We start from the raw sequence: 18,833 nt of genomic DNA on the forward strand, positions 1-18,833 counted from the left end.
CGCCGCCTCGCTGTCGGGACGGGTGACCCTCACTAGCTCGTACACAATCCCAACCTACGTCCAGAAGCCCGCCGAGTGGGCGCTACGTCCCACTCAACGCTCAGTCGACGTCGATCGCCAACCCGGCGGTGATCCGCACCAACTCACTGAACGACGTGCGGAACACCGTGTTCGGATGCCCTCCTGCCGCCCACAATTCGCGATGCCGGGACAACGCGTTGTCCACATAGGTGGACAGATTCGCCGGATGCCCGACGGGTGCGACCCCGCCGATCGGCTGACCTGTGAATTTGCGCACCATGCGCGCGGGCGCCGGGGTGAGCGTGCCCTGTAGACGCTCCCCGGTGCGCTCGAGGTCGACCTGATGCGCACCGGAAACCAGCAGCAGCACCGGTTCGTCGTCGAGCAGGAACAGCAGCGATTTGGTGATCGCGCCGACCTCTACGCCGAGCGCCTGCGCGGCCTCGGCGGCGGTGCTGGTGGGTTGGGTTTGGGTGACGATGACGCCGTGATGGCCACGGGCGATGAGCGTGTCCGATACCCGGGACGCGACGGTGGGCAACGACCTGGACATGGCACCAGAGTAGAGCCGAACCCGGCTCTCCGCCGGGCGTTCAGTATTCGGGGAATCCCGCTGCGGGACCGAGCATCCGGTCGATCCGCTCCCGGGTGATCCGGCACAGCTCGGCGGGGGTGCGTGCGCAGAGTGGCTCGCGCGCAAGCGGTTCGAAGGCCCGCTCCAGATCCGCCGCGGACAGCGCGGACAATTCGGTTTCGGCCGCGGCGAGCAGGGCCGCGTGATCCGGATACGGGCGTAGCTCCGCGAGTTTTTCCGCCCAGGTGACATTCGGGCAACATTCGAAGAGCGCGTGCACGGCGCGTGCGCGCGAGTATTCGTTGAATCGGTCCAAACCGATGCCGGTGTGCATCACTGTGCGGGGCCTCACCTGTTCGATCAGCAGGCCGCCGGGTTCGCCGGAGCGAAGCCGGAGGCGGTTTTCGGTTGTGATCTGCTCCATAATTCACCCGGGAGAGCTGGGGAGATGCTGCGCCCCAGCATATTTAGCGCAGGTTTTACACACCCGTCCGGGTCCTTCCACAGGGCCGCTACGCTGGGCGGATGACCGATTGGAAGGCTTTCACAGTCGAGCGCGCGGACGACATCGCGACGGTTACGCTGACCGGCCCCGGCAAGGGTAATGCCATGGGCCCGGACTTCTGGCGTGAGCTGCCGCAGATCTTCGGCGAACTCGACTCCGACCCCGAGGTGCGCGCGGTGGTGCTGACCGGCGCGGGGAAACATTTCTCCTACGGGCTGGACCTGCCCGCGATGGCCCCGACGTTCGGACCGCTGCTGGCCGATCGCGCGCTGGCCGCGCCCCGCACCGATTTCCTGAACGACGTTCGTCGCCTGCAAGCCTCGGTCACCGCGGTCGCGGACTGCCGCAAACCCGTCATCGCGGCGGTCAGCGGTTGGTGCATCGGCGGCGGCCTGGATCTGATCGCCGCGGTCGACATCCGGTTGGCCAGTGCCGAGGCGAAGTTCAGTCTGCGTGAGGCGAAGGTCGCCATCGTCGCGGATGTGGGCTCGTTGCAGCGGCTGCCCGGCATCATCGGCGAGGGGCATCTGCGGGAGCTGGCGCTGACCGGTAAGGATATCGATGCCGCCCGCGCGGAGAAGATCGGTCTGATCAACGATGTCTATCCGGATCAGGATGCGGTACTCGCGGCCGCGCGGACCCTGGCCCGGGAGATCGCCGCCAATCCGCCGCTGGTGGTGCAGGGCGTCAAGGATGTGCTCGATCAGCCGCGTGCCGGCCGGGTTGCCGACGGGTTGCGGTATGTGTCGGCGTGGAATGCGGCCTTCCTGCCCTCGGAGGATCTCACCGAGGCCATGCAGTCGGTGTTCGAGAAGCGTCCGCCGGAGTTCAAGGGCCGATAGTTCGATGCTCACCTTCGCCGTCCTGGGTGAGGTTCGCGCGTGGCGCGGCGATCACCCGCTGGACCTGGGCCCCAAGCAGCGCCGGGCCGTGCTGGCCGCGCTGCTGCTGCGGTGCGGGCGGTCGGCGACGGTGTCGGATCTGATCGCCGACGTCTGGGGTGAGCAGGCCACCGCGAGTGCCGTGGGCGCGCTGCGCAATCACGTGCTGCACCTGCGCAAGGCGCTCGAACCCGACCGTGCCGCCGGGGGTCCGCCGACGGTGCTGGTCGGGTTCGACGGCGGTTACGCCCTGCGGCTGCCGCCCGGCAAGCTCGATACCGAACTGGCCGATCGGTACGCCGCCGAGGCCGACCGCGCCGTCGACGCCGAGCAGGCCCGGGAGCGGCTGGAGGCCGCGCTCGCACTGTGGGTGGGGCCGCCGCTGGCCGGCATTCCCGGTCCGTTCGCCGAAAGGTTGCGGACGCAGTTGTCCGAACGTCGGCTGAGCCTGCTGGAACGGCGGTTGGAGACCGATCTGTGGTCGGGGCGGTTCGCGGCGGCGATCGGCGAGTTGCATCCGTTGTCGGCGGAACATCCACTGCGAGAGAAGATTCGGGAACTGCTGATGACCGCGCTGTATCACGCGGGCAGGCAGGCCGAGGCCCTCGAGGTGTTCGCCGACACCCGCCGCACGCTGATCGATTCGCTCGGGATCGAACCCGGGCCGCTGCTGACCGATCTGCACGCGCGGATCCTGCGCGCGGATCTGGCGCCGGTGCGTTCGCCGGTCGCGGTGGCCGACCCGGTGTCGCGGGTCGCGCAGCTACCGGCCGATATCGCCGATTTCACCGGTCGTGAGGAGCAGGTGCGGCGGCTGACCGAGCGGCTCACCGATACGACCGGCGCGGTGGCGGTGTGCGCGATCGCGGGGATGGGCGGGGTCGGCAAGAGCACGCTCGCGGTGCACGTCGCGCATCGGGTGCGGGAGTACTTCCCGGACGGCCAGTTGCACACCGATCTGCACGGCGCGGCGCAGCCCGGTGACGTCCTGGGTGATTTCCTGCGCGCGCTGGGCGTGCCGGAGGGCAGGATCGCCGCGACGCCGGATCAGCGTGCGGCACAGTTCCGTTCGCTGCTGGACGGGCAACGGGTGCTGGTGCTGCTGGACAACGCCCGCGACGCCGAACAGGTGATGCCGCTGATTCCGGGCACCGCGGGTTCGGCGGTGCTGATCACCAGCCGCGCGGCCCTGCCGGAACTGGCCGGCGCGGCGACGGTGCGGCTCGACGAGATGAGCGAATCCGAGGCGCTGGCGCTGCTGGGCGGCGTCGTCGGGGCCGAACGCGTTGTCGCGGAACCGGATTCGGCCGACGCGGTGGTGCGCGCGTGCGGTCGGCTGCCGCTGGCGGTGCGGATCATCGGCGCGCGCCTGGCCACCCGGCCGCGCTGGAGTATCGCCTCGATCGCCGAGCGGCTCGCCGACGAACAGCAGCGGCTGGGCGGTGTTGCGCACGGGCGATCTGGCCGTCGGCGCGGTCTTCCGGGTCGACTACGACCAGCTCGAACCGTCGCAAGCCGAGGCCGTGCGGATGCTCTCGGTCCCCGAGGTCGCGGACCTGTCCCTGCCCGGCGCGGCCGCGGTGCTCGACATGAGCCGTGACGAGGCCGAATTACTGTGCGAGACACTGGTGGACCTGAGTCTGCTCGACTCACCCGCCCCCGGCCGGTACACCTACCACGACCTGCTGCGGCTGTTCGCCCGGGAACTCGTGGACCCCGCCGACGAACCCGCCGCCCTCCGCAGACTGCTCGAGTTCTACCTCGCGACCATGAAAAATGTTGTCGCCGTCTGCAACCCGGGAACCAGACTCCCCGAACATCTCAGTCACACCCGCGCACAAGGACTTTCGTTCGGCAACGGCATCGACGCCCAGGCCTGGCTCAACGCCGAACGCCCCAACCTCGTCCGCCTCTTCGGTCAGGTCGCACGCCGCAGTGTGCCCCCGGGCGGCCTCGCGGCAGATTCGGCGAAATCGCCTGTCTCCGTGGGGCCGATCGCATCCGGTCCGTCGCCTGTGCCGGAATCGACTGTTGCGGTGGAACCTGTGGTGTCATCAACCGTCGCAGTGGAGTCTGTGGCGTCGTCGGCTGTGGCGGTGGAGTCTGTGGCGTCATCGACTGTCGTGGTGGAGTCTGTGGCGTCATCGAATGTTGCGGTGGAACCTGCGGTGTCATCGGCTGTGGCGGTGGAGTCTGTGGCGTCATCAACCGTCGCGGTGGAATCTGTGGTGTCGGCGGGTGCGGTGGACTCCGTGGCGGCCAGGGAGGCGGCGGTCTCGGTAGAGCTGACGCTGTGTGCCGACTTGGCTTGGGCCATGGCGGAATTGATCGATGGCGGGCCGAATGCGCAGGAGCTGTCCCGTGCGCTCGAGGAGCTGCTCGACGCCGCGCTGCTGGCCGGGGATCGCGGGTTGGAATGTCGGGTGCGGGTGGCGTTGGGGTCGGTGCTCACCTATTCGCTGGCGCGGATGCGGATCGGCCGGGATCATCAGCGGATCGCGTTGTCGCTGGGTAGTGACGATCCCGGGGACGCTCGGCTGACCGCGTTCGCCGCTCAACTGCTCGCCGGATCGACCCGGCAGGGGCACGAATCGGCGGCCTCCCTGGCGCATATCGCCCGTGCCGTGCGGATCGCGCGCAGGGTCGGGGATCCGGCCATCGAATGCGCCGCACTGGTGCACGCGGCCAAGACGTTGTCCGATGCCGGGCGTTATCCCGAATCCGCCGAACAGGCAAGGGCAGGTTGGGAATTGGCCGAGCAGATCGGCAATTTCGCGCTCGCCGGGATGGCCCTGCACGAATGGGGCGCGTCGCTGGCCTTCCTCGGCGAATTCGAACGCGGCATCGAATTGTGCACGCGGGCAGTCGAATCGGCGAGAAGCAGCGGATCGCAATTGCGAGTAGGTTTCGCGCTGGCCCGGCACGCCCAGGTCTGTCTGCTGGCCGGTGCGCTGGAACCGGCCGAGTCGATCGCGGCCGAAGCGGTGGACACCGTCACCCGCGCGGCCGGACCGCTCCACCGTGCGCGAATCATGCTGCTGCACGCGGGAATTCTGGGCGCACTGGGCCGAACCGGCGCCGAACAACGTGTGTTGCGCGCCACAGCCGAGATCGTCTCCGAACTCGAGGACACCCACCTGGTCCACGAACGCGTCGACGCCGAACTCGAGGCCCCCGTCCTCGCCATCCTGCGGGCACGCCTGGCCGGAACCGTAGTCGCCGCACGGTAACCCGCGCCCGGCTGTGGACCGTGCTCCCTCGCTTCGATGACACCCTGCCCACCACGCAGGAACGCGTGGGCGAGGTACTGGCCGGGTTCGAAGGCCGCCGAATCTGAATCTCGTACCGCCGCAACGCATCCCGGCCACCTGGCCGCCCGGCCGCGGAGCGCGCCAACTGCGTTCCATCGCAGGCCAACTCGGCGACCGCGAGCGTCGATCCTGCGGCCGCACCGAACTCGGGTCGTCGCGCGTCGATCTTGTGACCTTCGCGCGCCTGCGCTGTGACCGCGGCCCGCTAATTTCATGATCACGAAGGTCGTGCCGCCGGACTTGGTGGCCGCGCCGGACCGACCCGACAACCAGGCTGCGGTAGCTCTACGGCCGCCCTGCAATAGCCAAAACGATCGATGTCACATCATTTTTCGATCATTTTCTTCTCATCGATGCGCTGACCTGTGTGGATCCTGTGCGCCACGAGATGCGCCCGAGGGGAACCACCGGTTAGCGTTCCAGGCAACGGAATTCGGTCGAGAGCCCATGAATTCCGTTGTGGCCGTGACCCGCGACCGACATCGTCGCACGGGGGGTCGGCGGTGACGAGCGCGACACGTCAGGAAATGCCGAATGCCCGGCGCGAGTAGACAACTCACGCCGGGCATTCGCTGCGTCGGCACAACGTCGACCTGCTCCGCACGGTCGCGATGATCTGCTCCGCACGGTCGCGGTGGCCTGCCCTGCACGGCTGCGGTGGCCTGTCCCGCACGGCTGCGGTGGCCTGCCCTGCACGGCTGCGGTGGCCTGTCCCGCACGGCTGCGGTGGCCTGTCCCGCACGGTCGCGGTGGCCTGCCCCGCACGGTTGCGGTGGCCTGCCCCGCACGGTGCGCGAGCCGCCCGCGACCGGGCTCAGTGCCCGCCCTGCTCCTTCAGCCGCGCGAACGCCTCCTCGGTCAGCGTCTCGGCCTTGGCTCGATCGCCCCAGCCGTCGACCTTGACCCACTTGCCGGGCTCGAGGTCCTTGTAGTGCTCGAAGAAGTGCTCGATGGCCTTGCGGTCGAACTCCGGGATGTCCGAGACGTCCTGGATGTGATCCCAGCGCTTGTCCCCGGCGGGCACCGCGACGACCTTCTCGTCGCCGCCGGCCTCGTCGCTCATCAGCAGCACGCCGACCGGGCGGGCCTCGACGATCACGCCCGGGAACACCGATTCGGGCAGCAGCACCAGGCAGTCCAGCGGATCGCCGTCCGAGCCCAGGCTGTTCTCGACGTAGCCGTAGTCGGCCGGGTACACCATCGGGGTGTACAGGTAGCGGTCCAGCCGCACCCGGCCGGTCTCGTGGTCGACCTCGTACTTGTTGCGCTGACCCTTGGGGATCTCGATGGTGACGTCGAACTCCACGTCATCTCCTTCGTCTGCTGCTCGTATTCGACATGTCGCGACTCGCATCGCGGCCACGGGGGCCTGGTGACTCGCCAGCTCGTTCGGCAGAAGGCCGGCGAGGTGAGGATAGTGTGGACTGCGCGGCATGCCCGTGTCAGGCCCGGAGGCGGCAGCGAAGCGTAACCACGTAGGGCTCACGGGCATGCGAGATGATGTTGTGGGACCGGTGCGGCAGGGACGTGAAATCCGCGCGATCCACGCGATACGGCGATGTCGCACATGCTATTAGGGAGATTACGGTCAGGTGGCAGGTCGAAGTAGCAAGAACATCGGTTCGCTGGCCGCGCGGCGGCGTCGCAACATCTGGATCTGGGTGAGTGCGGCGGTCGTGGTGGTGGTCGCGGTGGCCGCGGCGGTGGTGCTCACCGTGCGGCCCTGGACCGAGGAGTTCCGGCACGGCGGTCTGAAGATCGAGGCCGCGCCCGCCCCGCAGGCGCCGTCCCCGCAGCTGGCCGCCGCGTCGGCGACCGCGCCGGCGCCGTCGAAACAGGGGTTGAGCAGTGCGCTGGCGGGGGTCGCGGCGAGTCCGGATCTGGGGTCGTTCAGCGGGTCGGTGACCGATGCGGTGACCGGAGATGTGTTGTGGAGCAAGGATTCCGACAAGCCGATCATCCCGGCCTCGACCGCCAAGATCCTCACCGCGGCCGCCGCGCTGCTGGTGCTGCCGTCCGATCACCGGGTGAGCACCGAGGTCGTGGCCGCGCCCGGTTCGAACACCCTGGTCCTGGTCGGCGGCGGCGATCCGACGCTGACCGCGCAGGCCGACGGCAAGGGGTACTACGCCGACGGCCCGAAACTCGCGGATCTGGTCGCGCAGATCCGCGCCACCGGCCGCACCTTCAGCAGCGTGGTGGTGGACAACTCCGCGTACTCCGGTCCGACGCAGGCCCCGGGCTGGGATCCGGCCGATATCGCGGGCGGTTCCTGGGCCCCGATCGAATCGGTCATGCTCGACGGCGGCCGGTTGAATCCGCTGGTCGAATACTCCCCGCGCTCCGCGACGCCCGCACTGGACACCGGCCGCCGCCTCGCGCTGTCGCTGGGCATGGATCCGGCCGCGGTGCGCGCGGGTAAGGCCCCGGTCGGCGCGGCGGCGGTCGCGAAGGTGCAGTCGGCCCCGCTGCACGATCGGCTGACGCAGATGATGCTGCACTCCGACGACGTGCTGGCCGAGACCATCGGCCGCGAGATCGCCGTGGCCGCCGGTGCGCAACCGTCCTTCGCGGGTGCGGCCCAGGCGACGCTGACGACGTTGAACGCGGCCGGATTCGACACCACCGGCGTGGTGCTGCACGACAACAGTGGCCTGTCCACCGACGATCGCGTCCCGGCCCGGCTGCTGAACAAGATCCTCACCGAAGCGGCCGGAGCCCCGGGCACCGCGCAGACCAGCGCCACCCAGACGCAGACGAGTACGCAGAGCGCCGCGGTCGCGAGTTCCGCCGGTGCGAGCGCGGAGCCGCTGGCCCCGCTGCTGGACTATCTGCCGGTCGGCGCGGGTACCGGTTCGCTGGCCTACCGCTTCACCACGCCCCGGGATCACGTGGCCGCGGGCTGGGTGCGGGCCAAGACCGGAACTCTGTCGGTGTCGAGTGCGTTGGCAGGGTATGTCCTGGACAACGACGGCCGCGTGCTGACATTCGCACTGATGTCGAACGACCGGCCGCCGGAGGCGAGTCGGCCCGCGCTCGATGCCGTCGTTGCCACGTTGCGCAACTGCGGTTGCTCCTGACGGGCGGAGTGAACTATGACCGGACCAGGTGACGGCGTCGTCGAACAGGCCCCCGATGCGGCCGGGCCCGCGGGCAGGGTGACCAGGTCCCGGCATTCGGCGCTGGCCGGTGCGGTCGACTGGCGGCTGGCCGCGCGCGCGGGTGCGGCCGTCGTCCCGGCCGGGCCGCGGACCTCGCGGTATTCGGCCGAACAGGTCGTCGCGGAACTCGCCGAATCCTCCGCGCGCGCCGAGGGCCCGGTCCGCGAGGTGACCGGAATGCTCGACGACCGCGCGGTGCCCGCGGCCCGAATCGTGGACCGCCCCGGCTGGATTCACGCGGCGGCGGAGTCGATGGCCTCGCTCACCGGCGAGGGCGAGTCGGGCAAATTCAGCGGTAAACCGGCCGGCATGCAGGCGGGCGCGATGCTGGCGTTCCTGTCCACCGCGATTCTCGGGCAGTACGACCCGTTCAGCGGCGCGGATGGCACCCTGCTGCTGGTCGCGCCGAACATTGTGATGGTCGAGCGGGCGCTGGGCGTGGCGCCGCGCGATTTCCGGCTGTGGGTGTGCCTGCACGAGGTCACGCATCGGGTGCAGTTCTCCTCCGCGCCGTGGCTCGCGGACTATATGAAGCACAACGTCGAGGTGCTCGGCGACGTCGGCGACGAGTCGGTCAACGAGATGCTCTCGCGGCTGCTGGACGAGGTGCGGGCGCGGCGTCGCGGGACGGTCGCGAGGGATTCCGACGATCCGGCCGATCGGGGTGTGTTGGGCCTGCTGCGCGCCACCCAGGCTCCGCCGCAGCGCGAGGCGCTGGATCGGCTGCTGATGCTGGGCACGTTGCTCGAGGGGCACGCGGATCATGTGATGGACGCGGTCGGGCCCGCGGTGGTGCCGACGGTGGAGCAGATCCGCCGGGCCTTCGATCAGCGGCGGCGTCGTCCGGCGAATCCGGTGCAGCGGCTGATGCGCGCGCTGCTCGGCGTGGACGCGAAGGTCGCGCAGTACGTGCGCGGTAAGGCGTTCGTGGACGAGGTGGTCGGCAAGGTCGGCATGACGCGGTTCAACACCGTGTGGACCGATGGCGAGACGTTGCCGCGCACCGACGAGATCGCGGTCCCGCAGCGCTGGATCGATCGGGTGCTGGACTGAATACCGCACTGCCGCAAGGTTTTCCGGAGACTCCGGCGGCCTTGGCGCTGCGGCGGGCGGTGCGCGGATGGTTGTCCCGGTACGCTTCGGCCGACGTGGTCGCGGTCGGGTTGTCCGGCGGCGCGGATTCGCTGGCGTTGACCGCGGCGACGGTCGCCGAGGGCGCGGTGGTGGACGCGCTGATCGTGGATCATGGTTTGCAGGACGGTTCGGCAGCGGTGGCGGCCGAGGCGGCGCGGGCGGCGCTCGGGGTGGGGGTGCGGTCGGCGCGGGTGCTGACGGTGCGGGTGCGGGGGGAGGGCGGGCTGGAGGCGGCGGCGCGGCGCGCGCGGTACGAGGCGTTGGACGACGCGCGTGCCGGATTGCCGGTGCTGCTCGGACACACTCTCGACGATCAGGCCGAGACGGTGTTGCTCGGGCTCGCGCGCGGTTCCGGGGGACGTTCCATCCAGGGCATGGCCGAATTCGCCGAGCCGTGGGGTCGCCCGCTGCTGGAGGTGCGTCGCGCCCAGACCCGGCAGCTGTGCGCGGACCTGGGTCTGCGGCCGTACGACGACCCGCACAACAGCTCACCCGCCTTCACCCGGGTCCGGCTGCGGACCGAGGTGTTACCGCTGCTGGAGGACGTGCTCGGCGGTGCGGCCGCGCCCGCGCTGGCCCGGACCGCGGCCCAGTTGCGGGAGGACGGGGCCGCCCTGGACGCGATTGCCGAAGAGTTGCTGAACGTCGCGAGTGATGGCGGCGCACTCTCCGTCGAGATAATCGCCACTGCCCCGGCCGCGATTCGACGACGTGTCATCCGCGCCTGGCTGCTGTCCGGCGGGGCAAAAGCGTTGACGGAGAAGCATTTACGCGCGGTCGATGCGCTGGTCACGGACTGGCGCGGTCAGGGCGGGGTCGCGGTCGGCGGCGCGAAGCCGGGGACGAGGTTGGTTGCCAGACGCGAACATGGGAAGCTGACGATGGCTTTCACACCATATTGATCCGGGTGACCGGGGTCATCCGGATCATCACCGAAGGAGACCCGCGCACGTGTATGGGGACGACATCGCGTCGGTATTGATCACCGAGGAGCAGATCAAGGCGAAGGTCGACGAACTCGCCGAACTGATCGCCAAGAGGTACCCCGCGGACGCCCCGGAGGGCGATCTCCTGCTGGTAGGGGTGCTCAAGGGTGCGATCTTCTTCATGACCGACCTGGCACAGGCCCTGCAGATTCCCACGCAGATGGAATTCATGGCCGTGTCCTCCTACGGATCGTCCACCAACTCCTCGGGAGTGGTGCGCATCCTCAAGGACCTGGACAAGGACATCGCGGGCCGCAACGTCCTGATCGTCGAGGACATCATCGATTCGGGCCTGACCCTGTCCTGGCTCAAACGCAACCTGTCCACCCGCAACCCGGCCTCCCTCGAGGTCGTCACCCTGCTCCGCAAACCCGACGCCCTGCGCACCCACGTCGAGGTCGCCAACGTCGGCTTCGACATCCCCAACGAATTCGTCGTCGGCTACGGCCTCGACTACGCCGAGCGCTACCGCGACCTGCCCTACATCGGCACCCTGGCCCCGAAGGTCTACACACCGGTGTGATCTCGTGGTTCCGGCCGCCGTCCGGTCTTCGCGCATACGTTTCGGAGACCGAACGGCGATCGGGCCGCGACTCCTCGCTCGACGATTCGTTCCGTGTGGATTACCTCGGCAGTGCACGGCTCGGCTGTTGGTTCTGTTGCGCTGGTGGCGATTCGGGGTGATTCGACCGCGGACTTCTCGCGCGGAAGTCGGCTTCGTGTGGGCGCGGCTCATGCTGGTTGTGTTGTCGCCGTGGTTGTTCGGGCGAGGGCCTGTTGTATCGGTTCGCGCCGTGACGGTGTCGGTTTGAGGTTTTTCCTACGTGTCGGTTCGCTGCGCGGGGTGCGCGTCTTGTGTTCCGGTTATGTTGTGCGGCTGGCTGATTCGTGCATGAGGGCGCGCGTTGGTGGGGATGTGCTGTCGATGGGGTGAATCCTGCGGTGTGGGCCGGGGTGTGTTGTTCGATCGGGGGACGAGGTGGGCGGATCGGGGGCGTCGGAATTCGGGCGGGTCGGTGTCGATACGTGAAAGGTTGTGTGGGGGTGTGAGTCTGGGTTGTTGCTTCATCCGACAGGGTCGCGTGACGTTTCGGGGGTGCGGCGGGGGTCTCTGAGGCCGGCCCGGACGGCTTGGGCCTGGGGAAATGTGACTAAAATCACCGTTTGATAACGGTACCTGTCGGACTGTTTTCCGGGCGGGTTGCTGGGAGATTCGGGTGGGGTGCGGGACTGTTCGGGGGAGGGTAATTTTGGTGGGGAAATCGAGAGTCGTTGCTGTTCGGTAGGTTTCGCTCGGCGGGCGATTCGAGGGCGAGGTGGGTTGTCCGGAGGTTCGCGGAGGTGGGTGCGCATTTGCTTCCGTCACGCCATATGCTGTCCTTAACAAACCTATTGGCTGTTTCGGTCCTCATAATCGGACTCGAGGGCTCGATACGGCTGGATTTTCAACCCCGATTCTGATAGCAAGGTGCTATGGACCCGCATTTGCGCGACCTGCGGTATTTCGTCGCCGTCGCTGAGGAACTGCACTTCACCAATGCCGCTCAGCGGCTGCGCATCGCACAACCGACGCTGTCGCGGCAGATCCGGCAGCTCGAACGGCAGCTCGATGTGGTGCTGTTCGATCGCAATCAGCGCAGCGTGGCGCTCACCGTCGCGGGTAAGGAACTGCTCGAGGGGGCGCGCAAGATCCTGGACCTGTGGGAGGTCACCAACGTCGCCCTGCAGGAGGCCGGGGAGGTGCTGCGGATCGGCGTGGAGAGTTCGATCGGGCGCGGTCTGGTCGCCGATCTGGAGAGCGCCAGCGGGCATCGGCTCGCGCTGCACTCCGCGTCCTGGACCGATCCCTCCAGCGGGCTGGCCGGGCGGCAGGCCGACCTGGCGCTGATGTGGCTGCCCGTCCCCGATATCGGCCGCTACCGCTGGCGCGGCCTGCGCACCGAACCGCGCTGGGTGCTGCTACCGGAGAATCACCGCCTGGCCGACCAGGATTCGATCGACTTCGCCGATCTGGCCGAGGAACCGTTCGTCGCGATGCCGCCCGAGGCCGGAGCCGCCCGCGACTTCTGGCTCGGCAACGACGCGCGCGGCGGTCGCCAGCCCAAGGTCGGTGGTGAGGCTGCCACGGCGGAGGAGCGACTCGAGGCGGTCAGCCTGGGCCTGGGCGTCTGCCTGCTGGCCGAGAGCAACGTCCCGATGTACCGCTGGCCCGGCCTGACCGCCCGTCCGGTCACCGGCCTGCCCCCGTGCGAGCTGGCCGTGGCCTGGCGCGCCGACGACGACCGCGCCACCATCCTCGACTTCGCCAACCGCGTCCTGGAAGGCGGCTTCGGTACGCCCGTCCCCACACCTGCCACCGTCGCGGACTGAGTCAGGGCGCGATCCGCTGCCACGGGCGTTCGGCTTCCAGCTGAGCGGCCAGGCGCAGCAGCGTCGATTCGCTGCCGGGTGGGCCCGCGAGTTGCGCGGCCACGGGCGTCCCGGTGCGCGGGTGCAGTCCCATCGGGATGCTCAGCGCGGGCCAGCCGACCAGATTCCACAGCGGGGTGAACGGCGAGAACCGAACGCTCGCAAGCGTATTGCGCAACCAGCCGCGCCGATGCCAGGCGTGTGCGCGCGGCGGCGGGCAGGCCAGCGTCGGGGTGATCACCACATCGTGCTGATCGAAGAAGTCCAGCAGCCGCGATTCGATGCGATCGACCTGACCGGGACGGATCAGTCCGGCGCGCAACACCGCGCGGCCCAGCTTCGCGTGCGTGCGGGTGCGGCGCTGTAGCCGCTCCGGATGCGGTATCGCGGCCGTCTCCCGCGCGGCATTGCCGACCCAGCGCAGCGCGATCGCGAGCGCCGCACCGGAATAGGGCAGCCGCACCTCCTGCACGGTGTGCCCGGCCGCCCCGGCACTCAGCGCGGCGTCCGAGGCCGCCCGCACCCACTGCTCGTCGACCCGGAGCAGCCGCGAGGGCGAACCCGTGGCCAGCGCGATCCGCAGCCCGGCGGGCGGTTCCAGATCGGCCAGCGCGGGCCGGTCGGCCAGCACCGACAACATCAGCGCGGCATCGGCCACGGTCGTCGCGAACACACCGTTCTCGGTCATCCCGCCCCAGGAATCCAGCCCCACCTCGGCGGGCGCCACACCCCGGCCGGGCTTCACCCCGAGCACCCCGCAGCACGCGGCGGGTATGCGGATCGAACCCAGCCCGTCGTTCCCGTGCGCCACCGGAACCAGCCCCGCCGCGACCGCCGCCGCGGCGCCACCGGAGGAGCCGCCCGCGCTGTACCGAATGTCCCAGGGGGAGCGGGTGATTCGGGCCGGGGAGTCGGTCGTGCCGAACAGGCCGAATTCGCACAGTTCGGTGAGTCCGACGACCACCGCGCCCGCCGCGCGCAGCCGCCGCACCACCGGATGGTCCGTCGCGGCCGGGCTTTCCCCGCCGGCCAGCGAACCGCCCCGGGTGAGTTCCCCCGCGACGTCGATGTCGTTCTTGATCGCGATCGGCACCCCCGCCAGCGGCAGCGCGTCCAACTCGGGATGTTCGGCCACCGTGCGCGCCTCCGCGACGGCCCGCTCCGCGCGAACCACAGTGAAAGCATTGATCTTCGGATCTCCACCGCGAATACGCTCGAGCGCCGCCGCGACGATCTGCTCCGGTTCGGCGGCCCCGTCCCGCACCGCCGCCGCGACGTCGACGGCCGTCTCCGGGGGATCCGCCGGCACCGCCCGTGCGGCGGGTGACACCGAGATGGCCGGGGTCGCGTCCGCTACCGCGGAGCCCTCACTGTGCATGTTGTCGAGCCCCCGTCGCGTCGTGGTCGATATGGGCTGATTCGGTGCTGATGCGCAAATTATCATTTCGGCGGCGGCGGGAGGATGATGATGTGGGGTGTGGCGGAATCTGGGGTCGGGTCCGGATGTTAGGTGTGCAGATGAGTAACAGTTCCGACCCCGGCGACCGGTTCGGACAGGTCGCGACCGGGATGGAATTCGCCGCCGCGGCCGAATTCGCGCAGGCCTGGGAGTCCGACCGGCGGCCGCCGCGGATCGCGGACTACCTGCCCGACGCGCAGACCCTGCGCCTGGGCGCGCTGGTCGAGTTGATCCGCGTCGATCTGCGGCATCGCTGGTTGCGCAATCCGCTGGGACGGCAGGACGGCGAACCCGAGCCGGGCGCTGCCGCACCGAAGCGGCTACGGGACTACTGCGCCGAATTCCCCGAGCTCGCACCGCAATTCGTACCGGCGGGGCTGGTGTACGAGGAGTTCGTCATCCGGCGGCACAGCGGTGACCGGGTGGATCCGCGGGAGTGTCTGCGCGAATTTCCCGATCAGGCCGCCGAATTGCGCGAGTTGCTCAATGCCGACGACGAGGATCTGAGCACCCGGCGCGCGGGGCCGGACCTGACGGCGACCGGTTTCGTGGATGACGACGACGCCACCCGCACCACCGCCGGCATCACCGTGGCGCCGCTCGCCCTCTCCGACGACGTCCTGGATCGTTTCGAGATCGGCCAGCGCGTAGACGATTTCGACCTGCTGACCGGTCTCGGCAGCGGGGCGTTCGCGCGCGTGTTCCTGGCCCGGCAGCGCACCCTGCAACGGCTGGTGGCGGTCAAGATCTCCGCCGATCGCGGCACCGAACCGCAGACGCTCGCCCAGCTCGACCACGACTACATCGTGCGGGTGTTCGACCAGCGTCTGCTGGAGGATCCCGGCATCGGCGATCCGGCCTCGCGTCGGCTGCGGCTGCTCTACATGCAGTTCCTGCCCGGCGGGACGCTGCTGAGCGTGCTGCGCTGGGTCCGCGCCACTCCTCCCGACCAGCGCACCGGACAGCTGCTGCTGGACGCGGTGGACGCGGCGATGGAGGAGAAGGGCGAGATCCGGCCCGCGGACTCCAGCGTGCGCGCCGAGATCGCGGGGCTGTCGTGGCCGGAAACCGTTGCGTGGCTGGGCCGTCGGCTCGCGGAGGCGCTGTCCTACGCCGACGCGCAGGGGGTGCTGCATCGGGATGTGAAACCGGCCAATGTGCTGCTGACCGCCGAGGCGGTGCCCAAACTGGCGGACTTCAACATCAGCTTCAGCCGCACCCTCGCCGGGGACAGCCCGGTCGCCTACTTCGGCGGGTCGCTGGCGTACATGTCGCCCGAACAGCTCGAGGCCTGTCATCCCGAATGCGACCGCACCGCCGCGGATCTGGACACCCGCTCGGATATCTGGTCGCTGGGCGTGGTGCTGTGGGAATTGCTCACCGGGACAAAGCCTTTCGATGATTCGAGCACCGGCGAGGAGGGCGATGCGACGACGTTGTCGGCGATGCTGGAACGTCGCCGCTCCGGCGTGGACGGCCCCGCCATCGACCGGATTCCGCCGGACTGCCCCGCGGCGCTGCGCCGGGTGCTGCTGACCTGTCTGGAACCCGATCGCGAGCGGCGCTGGTCCGATGGCGCGGGCCTGGCCCAGCAGTTCGAGCTGTGCCTGGACAAGCGCGGCCGGGATCTGGTCGATCCGCCGCCGTCGAGCTGGCGGCTGCGGGTGCGGGCCTGGCTGGTGCCGGTGGTGGTGCTGGCCATCGGCATGCCGAATGTGGTCGCGTCGATGTTCAACATCCAGCACAACCGGATGCTGATCGTCGATCGGCTCAGCGAATCGGCGCAGAGCTACTTCATGGGATTGACCGCGATCATCAACGGGGTGTTCTTCCCGGTCGGGATCGTGGTGGTGGTGTATCTGTCGCGGCGGCTGCTGACCGTGCCGCGGCGCCTGCGCCAGGGGCGTGAGGTGGATCCGAAGGTGCTGGCCGAGGCCAGATCCGCGGCGTTGCTGTTGGGCGATCGCACTGTGCTGGTGAGCTTTTCGCTGTGGGGGCTGGCCGCGGTCACCTTCCCGATCACCTTGCAGGTGGCGACCGGCGAGGTGACCGGGCAGATGGTGGTGCACTTCCTGGCCTCGCTGCTCATCTGCGGTGCGATGGCGGTGGCGTACCCGTATTTCCTGGTCAACTTCTACACGATCCGGTGCATCTACCCGATGTTCCTGCGGCACGGCGATATTGCCACCGGGGACGCCGCTCACCTGCGTCGTCTCGGCAGCCGCTGCACCACCTTCCTGGCTGTCGCCGCCTCGGTTCCGCTGCTGGCCGTCGCGGGGCTGACGTTCCTGTCCTCCGAGGACATCCAATTGGTGATCCCGACGGTCCGGTTGCTCTGTGTCGGCGCGATCATCGCGTTCCTCGTCGCCTACATGCTGTTCCGCGCGTTGGAAGCGGATTTGCAGGCGTTGCAGCGGGTGGTGGATCCGGCTGTGACACAGCGTCGTTCGGTGGTGTCGGGGCAGCGGGGCGGTCGGTAGGGTCGGCGTATGGGCCGCGAGGATGCCGAGGTGTCGCTGCAGGAGTTGGCGGGGCGGGTCCGGGAGCACGCGCAGGGGAGTGCGGGGCGGTTCCTACTCGGGATCGCGGGCCCGCCGGGTGCCGGGAAGTCGACGTTCGCCGGTGCGCTGCGGGCGGCGGTGAACCGGTCGGCCGGGGGTGTGGTGGCCGAGGTCGCGCCGATGGACGGGTTTCATCTGAGCAATGCCGAGTTGCGTCTCGCAGGGGCTACCGCGCGCAAGGGGGAGCCGGACACGTTCGATGTGGCCGGGTATCTCGCCGGGTTGCGGAAGTTACGGGAAGTACCTGTGGGAGAGGCTGTTTCGTGGCCGTTGTACGACCGGGTGCGACATGATCCGGTACCGGGCGGGGTGGTGATCGATCGGCAGCGGATCGTGATCACCGAGGGGAATTATCTGCTGCTCGGGGATGTCGGGACGGCGCGCTGGTCGGCGGTACGACACTGTCTCGACGAGGTCTGGTATCTGGACGTCCCGGTCGAAACGCTCCGAAAACGGTTGCTGGAACGCCATATTCGCGGAGGCAAGAGCGTCGGATTCGCCGAAACCAAGGTCGCCCGAAGCGATCTGGTGAACGCCGAACTCGTCGCCGCCACCCGCGACCGCGCGGACCTGGTGTTGCGTGCCCATGGTATGGGCTACCGACTGGCGTGACCGGGGCTCTGAGCTGGCTGGGTTACCGTGTGCTGCCTGATCGACTCGCGTGACCGGGGGCTCCGGGCTGGCTGGGTTACCGCGTGCTGCCTGACCGACTCCCGTGACCGGGGGCTCTGAGTCGGCTGGGGTTACCGTCTGCTGTCTGGATGAATGCTCGCGCAACTCCGCCACGGGCAATCCGGTTGCATTCGGTCGATTTCGTGACCGTAGCCATGGGTGGGGACCGGCGGCCGAGGTCTACCGGTCGCTCGCATGTGCGATTGAGGGGACCGTGTTCGGGGGCGGTTCGGGCTGCTTCGTCCCGCCTCTATCGTCCGCGCAGGCCGGTCATCCCGTCGCTGGTCTGCTCGTATCGGGGAGGGTGCTGATCCAGGCGCGGGTGCCGAGGTGGGCGCAGGAGAGTGTGGCGATGGCGGCGGCGCTGCGCAGGGCTTGCGGAAAGGGTTGTCCCGCAACGTGATAGTGGCAGAACGCGCCGTGCAGGATGTCTCCGGCACCGAGGGTGTCGACCGCGGTGGCCGGTGGGATGTCGATCGTGCCGCGTTCGCCGGGCATCGAATAGGCGATGGGGTCGCCGCCGTGGGTCACCGCGGCGTAGCGGACGCCGTGTGCGTGCAGGTGGTCGAAGAGGTCGCCGACCAGGTTCGGGGGCGCGAAATCCGCTGAGCAGACGGCGATGTCGACCAGGGGGAGCAGTCCGGCGTGGGTGTCGCGCCAGCGTCCGGCATCGAGGACGACGGGGATGCCGCGTTTGCGGGCGGCGGTGGCGAAGCCGAAGGCGAGTTCCGGGTAGTGGCCATCGAGCAGCACCACCGACGCATCGTTCAGCGGGCCCGCGTGTGCCGGATCGAAGGGGGCCGAGATCTGCGAGCCGTCGAGGGAAACGACTGTGCGCGTACCGGTTTCGGTCGCCACCACGATCGAGGACACCGGTGGGCGATGTCGCGCGCCGGGTGTCGCATCGATCGGGGCGACGCCGAATTCGTCCAGATCGTGCCGGATCAGTTGTGCCAGTTGATGTTCGCCGAGCGCGGTAACCAATGCGGGCGTCCGTCCGGACAACGCCGCGTAGGCGACCGCCGCATTGGCGGCGGGTCCCCCCGAACCCAGGAACTGGTCTTGGGCCCGGGTCTTGGAGTCCTCGCTCGGATACCGCCGCACCGAATACGCGATGTCGAGCGTGGCCAACCCGACGAACACCGCTGTTGCCATGGCA

General features: G+C 69.1%; 14 protein-coding genes. 9 read left to right on the forward strand and 5 right to left on the reverse strand.

Annotated features, from left to right (window positions below):
- Nucleotides 1-100: 100 nt before the first annotated feature.
- A complete protein-coding gene (locus tag NRB20_RS05100) occupies nucleotides 101-574 on the reverse strand; it encodes a YbaK/EbsC family protein (protein WP_153408050.1) in 474 nt (157 codons plus the stop codon).
- 40 nt (nucleotides 575-614) lie between these two features.
- A complete protein-coding gene (locus NRB20_RS05105) occupies nucleotides 615-1,019 on the reverse strand; it encodes a 2-oxo-4-hydroxy-4-carboxy-5-ureidoimidazoline decarboxylase (RefSeq protein WP_227833220.1) in 405 nt (134 codons plus the stop codon).
- 101 nt (nucleotides 1,020-1,120) lie between these two features.
- On the opposite strand from NRB20_RS05105, the gene NRB20_RS05110 reads away from it, so the two are divergent.
- Nucleotides 1,121-1,942 (forward strand): crotonase/enoyl-CoA hydratase family protein, encoded by an 822-nt coding sequence (locus tag NRB20_RS05110; protein WP_153408051.1) that lies wholly within the window; start codon nucleotides 1,121-1,123, stop codon nucleotides 1,940-1,942.
- 4 nt (nucleotides 1,943-1,946) lie between these two features.
- Nucleotides 1,947-3,581 carry an AfsR/SARP family transcriptional regulator gene (locus tag NRB20_RS37895; protein WP_227833221.1) on the forward strand — a complete coding sequence of 545 codons (1,635 nt, stop codon included), beginning with the start codon at nucleotides 1,947-1,949 and terminating at the stop codon, nucleotides 3,579-3,581.
- Nucleotides 3,582-6,106: 2,525 nt separating this feature from the next.
- Here the strand turns inward: NRB20_RS37895 and ppa are convergent.
- Nucleotides 6,107-6,598: an inorganic diphosphatase gene (gene ppa / locus NRB20_RS05120; RefSeq protein ID WP_319944490.1), complete on the reverse strand. Its 492-nt coding sequence runs from the start codon at nucleotides 6,596-6,598 to the stop codon at nucleotides 6,107-6,109.
- Between the two features lie 286 nt (nucleotides 6,599-6,884).
- Here ppa and NRB20_RS05125 point away from each other — a divergent pair, with 286 nt between their 5' ends.
- From NRB20_RS05125 to NRB20_RS05145, 5 genes are all read left to right on the forward strand, one after another.
- Nucleotides 6,885-8,372, forward strand: a complete 1,488-nt coding sequence (locus NRB20_RS05125; RefSeq protein WP_319944491.1) for a D-alanyl-D-alanine carboxypeptidase/D-alanyl-D-alanine-endopeptidase — start codon at nucleotides 6,885-6,887, stop codon at nucleotides 8,370-8,372.
- Nucleotides 8,373-8,450: 78 nt separating this feature from the next.
- Entirely contained in the window at nucleotides 8,451-9,506 is a 1,056-nt protein-coding gene (locus NRB20_RS05130) for a zinc-dependent metalloprotease (protein WP_406603788.1), read from the forward strand.
- Nucleotides 9,507-9,514: 8 nt separating this feature from the next.
- Nucleotides 9,515-10,489 (forward strand): tRNA lysidine(34) synthetase TilS, encoded by a 975-nt coding sequence (gene tilS, locus NRB20_RS05135; protein ID WP_227833265.1) that lies wholly within the window; start codon nucleotides 9,515-9,517, stop codon nucleotides 10,487-10,489.
- Nucleotides 10,490-10,538: 49 nt separating this feature from the next.
- On the forward strand, nucleotides 10,539-11,096 hold the full coding sequence (gene hpt / locus NRB20_RS05140; RefSeq protein ID WP_319944492.1) for a hypoxanthine phosphoribosyltransferase: 558 nt from the start codon (nucleotides 10,539-10,541) through the stop codon (nucleotides 11,094-11,096).
- Nucleotides 11,097-12,046: 950 nt separating this feature from the next.
- Nucleotides 12,047-12,943, forward strand: coding sequence for a LysR family transcriptional regulator (locus NRB20_RS05145; RefSeq protein WP_153408054.1), 897 nt, complete (start codon nucleotides 12,047-12,049; stop codon nucleotides 12,941-12,943).
- 1 nt (nucleotide 12,944) lies between these two features.
- Here NRB20_RS05145 and NRB20_RS05150 read toward each other — a convergent pair whose 3' ends face one another.
- Nucleotides 12,945-14,360, reverse strand: coding sequence for an amidase (locus NRB20_RS05150; RefSeq protein ID WP_153408055.1), 1,416 nt, complete (start codon nucleotides 14,358-14,360; stop codon nucleotides 12,945-12,947).
- 140 nt (nucleotides 14,361-14,500) lie between these two features.
- Between NRB20_RS05150 and NRB20_RS05155 the strand changes: the two genes are divergently transcribed.
- On the forward strand, nucleotides 14,501-16,921 hold the full coding sequence (locus tag NRB20_RS05155; RefSeq protein ID WP_153408056.1) for a serine/threonine-protein kinase: 2,421 nt from the start codon (nucleotides 14,501-14,503) through the stop codon (nucleotides 16,919-16,921).
- 9 nt (nucleotides 16,922-16,930) lie between these two features.
- A complete protein-coding gene (locus NRB20_RS05160) occupies nucleotides 16,931-17,614 on the forward strand; it encodes a nucleoside/nucleotide kinase family protein (RefSeq protein ID WP_153408057.1) in 684 nt (227 codons plus the stop codon).
- Between the two features lie 330 nt (nucleotides 17,615-17,944).
- On the opposite strand, the gene NRB20_RS05165 is transcribed toward NRB20_RS05160, so the two are convergent.
- Complete coding sequence (locus tag NRB20_RS05165) at nucleotides 17,945-18,829, reverse strand: PfkB family carbohydrate kinase (protein ID WP_153408058.1); 885 nt, start codon at nucleotides 18,827-18,829, stop codon at nucleotides 17,945-17,947.
- Nucleotides 18,830-18,833: the final 4 nt, after the last annotated feature.

It is taken from the genome of Nocardia macrotermitis, from assembly GCF_009604405.1.
Taxonomy (GTDB): domain Bacteria; phylum Actinomycetota; class Actinomycetes; order Mycobacteriales; family Mycobacteriaceae; genus Nocardia; species Nocardia macrotermitis.

Excerpts from the sequence above, each read along its gene's own strand:
- NRB20_RS05100 (WP_153408050.1), bottom strand. The coding sequence starts at position 574 with ATGTCCAGGTCGTTGCCCACCGTCGCGTCCCGGGTATCGGACACGCTC.
- NRB20_RS05105 (WP_227833220.1), bottom strand. The coding sequence starts at position 1,019 with ATGGAGCAGATCACAACCGAAAACCGCCTCCGGCTTCGCTCCGGCGAA.
- NRB20_RS05110 (WP_153408051.1), top strand. The coding sequence starts at position 1,121 with ATGACCGATTGGAAGGCTTTCACAGTCGAGCGCGCGGACGACATCGCG.
- NRB20_RS37895 (WP_227833221.1), top strand. The coding sequence starts at position 1,947 with ATGCTCACCTTCGCCGTCCTGGGTGAGGTTCGCGCGTGGCGCGGCGAT.
- NRB20_RS05145 (WP_153408054.1), top strand. The coding sequence starts at position 12,047 with ATGGACCCGCATTTGCGCGACCTGCGGTATTTCGTCGCCGTCGCTGAG.
- NRB20_RS05150 (WP_153408055.1), bottom strand. The coding sequence starts at position 14,360 with ATGCACAGTGAGGGCTCCGCGGTAGCGGACGCGACCCCGGCCATCTCG.
- NRB20_RS05155 (WP_153408056.1), top strand. The coding sequence starts at position 14,501 with ATGAGTAACAGTTCCGACCCCGGCGACCGGTTCGGACAGGTCGCGACC.
- NRB20_RS05160 (WP_153408057.1), top strand. The coding sequence starts at position 16,931 with ATGGGCCGCGAGGATGCCGAGGTGTCGCTGCAGGAGTTGGCGGGGCGG.
- NRB20_RS05165 (WP_153408058.1), bottom strand. The coding sequence starts at position 18,829 with ATGGCAACAGCGGTGTTCGTCGGGTTGGCCACGCTCGACATCGCGTAT.